We start from the raw sequence: 9,597 nt of genomic DNA on the forward strand, positions 1-9,597 counted from the left end.
GACCTTCGCGTACGGCGTCGACACTCGATCGGACCGAGGCTTTGGCCTTGCGTTTCGTGTGTTCGGGTTGCTTGACGGTCCGACGTCCCCCGCCCGGGTACTTGAGCAGCCGCCCCTCGTCCGCCGCAGCGGCGAAGATGAGGCTGAGGGGGCCTCAGGTGACTCCCGCGGTGGAACTGTCCACTCGCGCGAGAAGTGCGGCCTTGCAGGTGCGTAGGGCGGCAGCGTCGATGTCGCGGGGTAGGTACTCGCCGAGCAGCGGGATGGTGTGTCGTCAGATTCGGCTCCGCATGGCCCGACACCGCAGCAAACCGGAACGCACACCCATCTGTGCAATTGAATTCGATACATGTCAACATAGGTTCATAGATGTTGAATCCTGGAGAAGATGTCATGTCGCACGCCGCTCCGCCCCTTTCTGTACTCTCCCCTTGCTGCCCGCCCCTGAACGAACGCCCCCTGACGGCGGGCGAGGCCGAGAGAACCGCTGCCATGTTCAAGGCCCTGGGAGACCCGGTCCGGCTACGGTTGTTCTCGGCTGTCGCCTCCCACGAGAACGGTGAGGCGTGTGTCTGCGACATCTCCGATGTAGGGGTCTCCCAGCCAACGGTCTCCCACCACCTCAAGAAGCTCCGCGACGCCGGGCTGCTCACCTCGCAGCGCCGAGGGACATGGGTGTTCTACCGGGTCGAGCCCTCCGTGCTCGCCGCCATGCGGCAGATGCTGGGACGCTACTGAGAAGCCCTCGTTCTCACGGTAGCCATCCATGCTGCCCGGCGCGCACTCCTGCCTCGCACCGGCTGCGGGCGTCGAGCCGTGCCAGTTGGCCCGACACCATGCGCCGTAGCCTGCGCAGGCTCACGTCCAGGCGACGGGCGGCCACCTCGTGGCGCCCTGCAGGACGACGTACGCGCGCACACCGGACTTCTCACGACGCAGAGCCCCGATGCCCGCACTCGACCTGCAGCGCCCGGGCCAATGTCTCCGTCGCTTCCGTAGTGACCCGGTAGTACACCTGGGTCCCGCGACGCTCAGAGGACAGGAGGCCCGCCTCGCGGAGCTTCTTGAGGTGATGGCTCACCGTCGTCCGCGCGACCCCGACGTTGGACACCTCGCACACGCAGGCTTCCGCACCCGGTCGCGCCGCGATCTTCCACAGCAGTTGTAAACGCACCGGGTCACCCAGCGCTTTGAACATGCGGGAGACTTGCTCGGCTTCCTCCTCGGTCAGCGCTCGCTCGTCCAAGGGCGGGCAGCACGGTATCCCGGTGCCCGTGGCGGGCGCGTCGAGTGCGCTTGTGTTCAGCATGCGTCTACATTGACAGTCATCGAATCAACTGGCAAGGTCATGTTGCCGACATGCTCGGCCGACTGGGCTGCCCGCTGCCCCGAAGGAGAGCTGTGCGAGCCAAGGACGCGGTGCCCCATGCCGGACCCGGCAAAGTCCAGGCCCCGCTCCGCCGCGCCTGCGGCGCGAGCGGGCCGCTCCGGCAGAGTGTCCTTCCCGCGCTGTGTGTCACAGAGATCGTCAGCTGGGGTGTCCTGTACTACGCCTTTCCGGTACTCGCTCCGCAGATCAGCCAGAACACCGGCTGGTCGAGCCCTTCAGTGGCCGCGGCCTTCTCCGGGGCACTGATCGTCTCGGCGCTCGCCGGGATCCCTCTCGGTAGAGTCCTGGACCGGCGTGGCCCCCGGAAGATCATGACTGGCGGCTCCCTGCTCGCTGTCCCCGCCGTCGTCGCGGTAGCTCTCGCCCCGAGCCTTCCGCTGTTCACCATCGCCTGGCTGGTCTGCGGCCTGGCCATGTCCGCCACCCTGTACCCGCCCGCTTTCGCCGCAGTGACCGGATGGTTCGACGGAACGCAGCGTACGCGTGCCCTGACGACCGTGACGCTCGTAGCGGGACTGGCGAGCACGGTCTTCGCCCCTCTGACGGCAACGCTGGCAGACCACATGAGCTGGAGGACCACCTACCTGGTCCTCGCCGCCGTCCTCGCAGTGGTAACCGTGCCGCTGCACGCACTGTGCCTTCGAGCCCCGTGGCCGGCACCCTCCGGCCACGCCGCAGCCGGTCTCACCGCGGCGGCCGGTAGACGGCCGGAGTCGGCTGTGCCGCGAACCCGGCCGTTCCTCCTCCTCGGGCTCTCCATGGCTCTGGCTTCGTTCGCGTTCGCCGCAGCCGTCGTCGCCACCGTGCCGCTGCTGACGAACCGCGCTCTTTCGTCGGAGGCCGCGGCCTGGGCGCTGGGCCTTGGCGGCGTGGGGCAGGTGCTGGGGCGCCTGGGGTACGCAGCCCTCGTCCGCCGCGTCGGTGTGCGCGCCCGCACGGTGCTCGCGTACAGCCTGGGCGGGGTCACCACCCTGGCCCTGGGGATCGCGCCGGGACCGATGCCTTTGCTGATCGCTGCGAGCATGGCGGCCGGCGCCGTACGAGGCGTGGCGACCCTTCTGCAGGCAACAGCGATCACCGACCGGTGGGGGGCGCAGTCCTACGGCACCCTGAGCGGCCTGCTGTCTGCGCCTGCCGTCGCCGCCACCGCACTGGCCCCGTGGGCCGGTGCGGGCCTGGCCGTTCTCCTGGGCGGCTACCCCGCATTGTTCGCGCTCCTGGCGGCCCTCCTGGGTGCCGCTGCTGTGCTGGCCGCGGGTTCGGTACCGCGCAAGGCAACCGGCGCTTCAACCGGATGAGCGTTCTCAGGGGTGCCCTGGAAGATCAGGCGAACATGTGGCTCATGGCGACCATGACGTCAGGAGTCAAAAGATGCGCCCGAGCCGTTCCCCCGTGAATGGAGTGGGTTCTCTGGCACTGCGAAACGAGTTTGTCGACCGCTCATCCCCCGAGTGGGCGACCGTCGGTACTCAGCCGCGGTTCGGTGCGCGATATTCGTCGTTGCAGCCCTGCAGTCTCCAGCCCGGCCGGTTCGGGTGGCGTCACGCCATGGTATCGACGGACACGTTGCCGCTTTTCGACGCACCAGCCGAGGCCGACGCGTTGGGCAGGTGGGCGGACGGGCTGGCGGTCGAACCTGGAGTGCCGGACGGGTTGCGGTTTGCGTTCTACGGGCGGGGGTCCCGGTCCGGATCGGCCAGGGCGTCGATCAGCCGGGCGGCTTCCGGGCGGCGGGGCCAGGGCAGCACCCGGCTGTGCCCGATATCGAAGTTGTGGCTACCGGAGCTCGGCGGCGCCGGCGACCCCAGCCTGGCCGGGCAACGAGCGGCCTCTGCGGGCGGCGGATGGAGTCATGCTGGACCAACGGCCGCCCGGCCCACCGCTGCCGCCACGGCCACCCCAGCGCCACCGGCCGCTTCTGATACCCGCGCTCCGGCGCCGTCGAACTCTGCCCGCCGACAGCGGCGACCCCCGCAACGTACGCCACCAGTCGGCCAGCAGCCGCGCGGCACCGCCCCCTCGCAGGCCAGGACGCGGCACTCTGCCACCGCACGCTGCGTGGCAGCCTCCTCCTCGCCGCACCCGGCGCCGGCGAAGGCCAACGGGAGCAAGTCCCGCGCCGAAGCTGCGTCGACCATATCGCCGCAACCCTGCGAACGCGACGCCACGCTCTGCCACGGCCAACGCGGCCGCGTCGCACTCGCCCGCGCTCTGCGCAGCGGTCTGCTGTCGGACTTTCTCGTGCGGGGTTCGCCCTGTGTGCCAGACGCCACGAACGTGTTCGTGCGCCGCGGCCCGAGGTGCGGTCGGTGCCCCCTTCAGCACGCAGGCGGGGTGCGGGGCACGGACCGGTTGAGGGTGTGGGATGCGATGCGGTGGAAGCCTCGGATGTGCCGGTCGACTTCGTCGGCGGCCCGGTCGGCGTCACCTTGCGCGACGGCCTCGAAAAGCGAGCGGTGCTGGCGGCGCAGCGCGTTCAGCACGGCGTCCGCATCGGCCAACTGCTCGAAAGCGTGGAGGAGAGTGTGCCGGATCGCCCCGCGGATCGCGGTGGTGAGGGCGGTCACGAGCCGGTTGTCCGCCGCCTCGGCCAGCGCCATGTGAAAGTCGGTATCCAGGTCGTTGAACCGGTCCCGCGGCAGGGTCTCGTCGTCCATGCGGTCGAGGAGTTCGCGCATGCGGGCGAGATCGCTCTCCGTTGCCTGCGAGGCGGCCAGGGAGGCGCTCGCCCGCTCCAGCGCGACGCGGGCCTCCGTGATCTCGTCCAGGTCGAAGTTCGACAGCGCGACATGGACGCGAAGCAGCCTGGAGAGGCCGGTCGTCGGAGTGCCGGCGATGACGCTGCCGGAGTCGCGACCGGTGCCGACCCGGGGCCGGTGCAGGACACCGTGTGCCTCCAGCACGCGGAGCGCCTCGCGCACGGCCGCCCTGCTCACCCCGAGCATCGAGGCGAGGTCCCGCTCGGGCGGGAGGCGGTCGCCGATGCGCAGATCGCCGGAGAGGATCTTCTCCTCCACGCGGTCGACGACCTGCTCCCACGCGCGTGAACGGATCAGTGGCTGCCAGCCGGTGGCCTCGGGCACTGCCTCCCCCTCCTTCGGAAGGGACCAAAGGCGGCCGTCACCCGCCCTATTGACACCTGATGAGGGCAATCCTACGGTCCCACCGATGCTTGGTCTGACCAAGGTCACCCACGAGCCGCGCGACCGATCCGGGACGTGAGCCGGGAACCGGTCGAACGGCTGTCGCCCCCGCAAGGGAGGTAGTCATGGAGAACAGTCCCCCGCCCCACAGTTCTGCCCGGTGGATGACCGGCACCTGGATCGCCACCGGCGGCGCCGGAAGGCGCACCCCGTGCTGACCGGCAACCTCGCCGTTCTGAGCCTCCTTGCCCTGGCCCCGATCCTGCTCGTGGGGGTACTGCTCGTCGGGCTGCGCTGGCCCGCCACCTACGCCATGCCCGCCGGCTACGCCCTCGTCGTCGTGATCGCCATGGTGGCCTGGGAGGTCGGGGCCACCGAGGTGGTCGCCTCCTCGGTCCAGGGGCTGATCATCGCCCTCACCCTGCTCTACATCGTCTTCGGTGCCCTGTTGCTCCTGGCGACGCTCGACGCCAGCGGGGCCCTGCGGACGATCCGTTCGGCGTTCACCCAAATCAGCCCCGACCGCCGGGTGCAGGCGATCATCGTGGGCTGGCTGTTCGGCAGTTTCATCGAGGGCGCTTCCGGGTTCGGCACCCCCGCGGCGGTGGTCGCCCCGTTGCTGCTTGCCCTGGGTTTCCCTGCGATGGCCGCCGTGATGGTGGGGCTGATCATCCAGAGCACGCCGGTGAGCTTCGGGGCCGTGGGCACGCCGATGCTCGTCGGTGTCAACGACGGGCTGAGCGGTTCCCCGGCCGTTGAGGCCCACCTGGAGCGTGAGGGTACCGTCCTGGCCGATTACGTGCCGGAGGTCGCCGTCCAGGTCGCGCTACTGCACGCGATCATCGGTACTCTCGTGCCGCTGTTCGTCGTCTGCCTGCTGACCCGCTACTTCGGCACCCGCCGCAGCTTCGGGGAGGGCCTGGCGATCGCGCCTTTCGCGCTGTTCGCCGCGCTCGCCATGACCGTTCCCTATGTGGCGGTCGCGGTGCTGTTCGGTCCGGAGTTTCCCTCGCTCCTCGGCGGGCTCGTCGGCCTGTTCATCGTCATGATCGCGACCCGGCGCGGCTTCCTGCAACCCGCACGGCCCTGGGACTTCCCTCCGCGGGAGCGCTGGCTGCCCGAGTGGACGGGCACCGTGCAGCCCGACATGCGCGAGGCCACCGCAACGGACATGCCCGTGGCCAAGGCATGGCTGCCCTACCTGGTGGTGGCCTCGCTGCTCGTGCTCACCCGGCTTCCCCAATTGCCGCTCAAGGAATGGCTGTCGGGGATGTCGATCGAGTGGAACGGCATTCTCGGCACGGGAGTCTCCCAGGCGGTGGAACCGCTCTTCCTACCGGGGTTCATGTTCTTGGCGACCATCGGGTTCACCTACGTGGTGTTCCGCATGAAGCGCCGCGAGATTGCTGAGTCGTGGCGAGTGGCGGGTCGCCAGATCGTCGCCGCGGGGGTGGCGCTCCTGTTCGCCGTCCCTCTCGTCCGGGTATTCATCAACTCCGGCCCCGACTTCAACACCACGGGGCTGGACAGCATGCCCCTGACCCTCGCCACCGGAGCGGCGGACCTCGCCGACTCGGCCTGGCCGATGTTCGCGCCCTGGGTCGGCGCGCTCGGCGCGTTCGTGGCGGGCAGCAACACGGTGAGCAACCTGATGTTCTCGCTCTTCCAGTTCTCGACGGCGGAGCAGATCGATGTCAGTCCGACGGTGGTTGTGGCCACGCAAGCGGTCGGCGGCGCGGCAGGGAACATGGTCACGGTCCACAATGTCGTCGCCGCGTGTGCCACCGTAGGGCTCATCGGGAAAGAGGGCCACCTCATCCGCAAGACGGTCCTGCCGATGATCTACTACTGCGTCGCCGCGGGCATGCTCTCCTATGTCTTCATCCACGGCCTCGGCCTCAACGCGGGAACTCTCGGCCTCGCCCTGCTGCTCGCTTTTCTCACCGCGCTGGCCGTGTACGCCCGGCGACGCGTGCCTGCCGACGGCCCCGCAGACGGCTGATGCCGATCAGCGGGTGACGCACGCTGAGGAGGTGTTCGCGGAGCCAGGGCAGGTGGAGTCGTGGCCGACGCCCCCCGCACCCTCACCGCCGAACGCCACCAACTCGCCAACGAACGCCGCACCCGGACCCGCGACTACCTGAGCGAACTCGCCACCGAACTCGGCATCAGCCCACGGCACGCCCGACGCCCGGGGCCGCCGAAGCCCGAAACGGCTGATCAAGGGCGAACGGCCGCCCGCTGCCCGTGGCCGGCCCTTGCCCAACGGTCTGTCAGAGGCATGGCTACCGGTGTCGGCCCGGCCGCGTCATGGACGACGTGACCACTACCGTCCCGGCTGTGCCGACCGACTATCGGCCGGGTCACCGCCGAGCTCTTCGATGTCGGGCACAGCCGGGCGCTGCCCTGGCCCCGCCGCCCGGAAGCCGGCCGGCTGATCGACCCACCCACCAGCCGCGCGTGCCGGCCTTCCGCTGCTTCCGCTCAAAGGTCGCCGCGCTGCGCACATCATCACCGGGTGATTCCAGCCGCGGAGCCGTCGCCCGCTTCCCGGCGCGGGTCGGCCTCCGGGTGGCGGACCAGGCTCAGCAGTATCAGGGCGCACAGGGTCGCTCCCACCGCGACCGCCGCGAGGACGGTGCCCACCGCGAGGTGCTCGAACAGCACTCCCGCCGTCCCGTAGGCGATCGGGCTGGCCACGAAGACGGCGGCGCCGAACAGCGGGATCACGTGCGGGCGCAGGTCCTCCGGCGGTCGCAGTGTCAGCAGCGCGACGGCGGGCGCGGTGACCCCGGGCAGGAACATGCAGCCGGCCCCGATCGTGAGTGCCGCGGTCACGGCCGGCTGGTCCCAGGGCAGCAGCCACAGCATGACGGCTGCGCCCACTCCGCCGCATGCCGCGAAGTGCACCGGTGGTATCCGGTCGGCGAGCCGGGCGACGACGACGGTGCCCACCGCGGTTCCGCCGCCCCATGCGGCCATCAGCCATCCGACCACGTGCGGATCGGAGTCGTAGCGGCTCTTGGCCATCACCGGCAGTGCGAGCAGCACGACCGGCATGAGCAGGCCGTATCCGAAGGCGGCGAGCGACATCCGTTTGAGCACCGGGTCCCGGAGGACGAAGGACAGGCCCTCCCCCATCTTGCTCGCCGACATCGGCTCCGGGGCCCGTTTGCGGCGCGGCAGGCCGAGCAGGAGCACCGCCGAGACCGCGAACGTGGCGGCGTCGACCCACAGCACGTGGAGCGGGCCGAACCCGGCTATCAGGAAGCCGGCGACCGCTGGGCCGACCAGCCGTGCCGTCGAGGTCGCCGTCTCGAACAGGGCGTTGGCCGCGGTGACGACCCGCTCGTCCGTCCCGAGGGTCTCGACCAGCAGCATCCTCTGGGAAGGCAGGTAGGCCGATGCGATGCAGCCGAGGAGGGCCACGATGACCAGCAACGCCCAGAACGGCAGCGCCCCCGCCAGATACAGAGTGGGCACAGCCGCAATCAGAACCGCGCCGACGGCGTCGCCCACGATGGACACGCGGCGGGCACCCCACCGGGCCACCAGCAGGCCGGCAGGCATGCTCAGCAGCGGCACCGGCAGGATCTGGATGACGAACACCAGCCCCATCCGCGCCGGCGAGCCCGTGGTCGTCAGCACGAACCACGGCAGCGCCAGTGTCGTCATCTGGGTGCCGATCGAGGAGACGAACTCCGCGACGATGACCCTGCGGAACTGACCGCTGCGCAAGGGCGAGCGCTGCGCCGGCGCGGTCGTGGTCACCGGGCGGCCCGTACCGGGCCGCCCGGGCCGCCGCGGCTGCCCGTCACCACGCCACCGGCAGCCGGTGCACGCCGTAAACGGTCATGTCCGAGCGCGTCGGGATCTCGTCCGGCTCCGCGGCCAGCCGCAGGCCCGGGAACCGCCGGAGCAGCGTGGTGTAGCCGATACGCAGCTCCAGGCGGGCCAGTTGCTGCCCGAGGCACTGGTGGATGCCGTGACTGAAGGTGAGGTGGCCGATCTCGCCCTGAGTGACGTCGAGGCGGTCCGGGTCCGGGAACTGGTGGGGGTCGCGGTTCGCGCTGGGCAGATGGATCAGCACCGTGTCCCCCTTGCGCAGGCTCAGCCCGTCGAGTTCGACGTCCTCGGTGGCGGTGCGCTGCACGCCTACGTGCACCACGGTGAGGTAGCGCAGAAGTTCCTCGACGGCGCCCTCCATCAGCGACTCGTCAGCACGCAGCCGTTCCATCTGATCCGGATTGCTCAGCAGCGCGTACGTGCCGAGCGACAGCATGTTCGCCGTGGTCTCGTGCCCGGCGACGAGCAGCAGCAGTGTGGCGCCGACCGACTCCGGCAGGCTGATCTCCTCCCCCGACACCAGCACGCTCAGCACGTCGTCCGCCGGCTCGGCCTTCTTCCGGGCGAGCAGCTCGCCGGTCAGCTCGACGAGGTCGCCGAGTGCCTGCTGCACCTCCTGCGGCTCGGCGTCGAGACTCAGCAGCTTCTCGGAGTCCCCCTCGAAGCGGTCCCGGTCGGCGACCGGTACGCCCAGCAGTTCGCAGATCACCTGCGAGGACACCGGCACCGCGTAGTCCGCGACCAGGTCCGCGGGCGCCCCCTTGGCGAGCATCGCGTCGGCGTAGTGCGCGGTGATCTCCTCGATCCGCGGCGTGAGCAGGCGCATCCGGCGAAGGGTGAACTGGCCGGCGAGCTGCCGCCGGAAGCGGGTGTGGTCCGGCGGGTCCATGTGCTCGAACAGGCCGGGGATATCAGCCTCCAGGTCCGCCGCACGGTTGGACGGGAACGCCAGGTGCTTGTTCGTCGGGGCCGAGCTGAACCGCTTGTCGGAGAGGATCGACCGGCCCAGCTTGTAGCTGGTGACGAGCCAGCCCTCGTACCCGTCAGGGAAGGTCATCCGGGAGACCGGGTCCTGGGCTCGTAGCGCCTCCGGTGGGTCGAACGGCCGCTCCCGGAGCGTGGGCAGCCCGTTGGAGATCGGGCACGTCGCGTCGTCAGTCATCTCTGCCTTCAATCCGCCGTCGGTCTGACGGCTCCGATGGATGGGTGTCGAGCCGC

At 70.1% G+C, this 9,597-nt stretch carries 7 protein-coding genes; 3 read left to right on the plus strand and 4 right to left on the minus strand.

The genetic code is table 11. The features are described from left to right. The first annotated feature begins 393 nt into the window (after positions 1-393). Entirely contained in the window at positions 394-738 is a 345-nt protein-coding gene (locus tag FB457_RS07855; protein ID WP_186461946.1) for a metalloregulator ArsR/SmtB family transcription factor, read from the plus strand. 190 nt (positions 739-928) lie between these two features. Here the strand turns inward: FB457_RS07855 and FB457_RS07860 are convergent, their stop codons facing one another. Further along, positions 929-1,309 (minus strand): ArsR/SmtB family transcription factor, encoded by a 381-nt coding sequence (locus FB457_RS07860; RefSeq protein WP_078898508.1) that lies wholly within the window; start codon positions 1,307-1,309, stop codon positions 929-931. Positions 1,310-1,401: 92 nt separating this feature from the next. On the opposite strand from FB457_RS07860, the gene FB457_RS07865 reads away from it, so the two are divergent. Next, positions 1,402-2,688 carry an MFS transporter gene (locus FB457_RS07865; RefSeq protein ID WP_347612918.1) on the plus strand — a complete coding sequence of 429 codons (1,287 nt, stop codon included), beginning with the start codon at positions 1,402-1,404 and terminating at the stop codon, positions 2,686-2,688. A gap of 1,020 nt (positions 2,689-3,708) precedes the next feature. On the opposite strand, the gene FB457_RS07875 is transcribed toward FB457_RS07865, so the two are convergent. Then, the gene (locus tag FB457_RS07875; RefSeq protein WP_145781348.1) at positions 3,709-4,473 is read right to left on the minus strand and encodes an FCD domain-containing protein; all 765 of its coding nucleotides are present in this window, start codon (positions 4,471-4,473) and stop codon (positions 3,709-3,711) included. A gap of 271 nt (positions 4,474-4,744) precedes the next feature. Here FB457_RS07875 and FB457_RS07880 point away from each other — a divergent pair, with 271 nt between their 5' ends. Beyond that, positions 4,745-6,535: an L-lactate permease gene (locus tag FB457_RS07880; protein ID WP_145781349.1), complete on the plus strand. Its 1,791-nt coding sequence runs from the start codon at positions 4,745-4,747 to the stop codon at positions 6,533-6,535. A 509-nt stretch (positions 6,536-7,044) separates the two neighbouring features. Here FB457_RS07880 and FB457_RS07890 read toward each other — a convergent pair. Then, complete coding sequence (locus tag FB457_RS07890; RefSeq protein WP_145781351.1) at positions 7,045-8,304, minus strand: MFS transporter; 1,260 nt, start codon at positions 8,302-8,304, stop codon at positions 7,045-7,047. Positions 8,305-8,347: 43 nt separating this feature from the next. Beyond that, positions 8,348-9,541: a cytochrome P450 gene (locus tag FB457_RS07895; RefSeq protein ID WP_047018893.1), complete on the minus strand. Its 1,194-nt coding sequence runs from the start codon at positions 9,539-9,541 to the stop codon at positions 8,348-8,350. Positions 9,542-9,597 lie beyond the last annotated feature (56 nt).

The organism is Streptomyces sp. CNZ287, assembly GCF_007827615.1.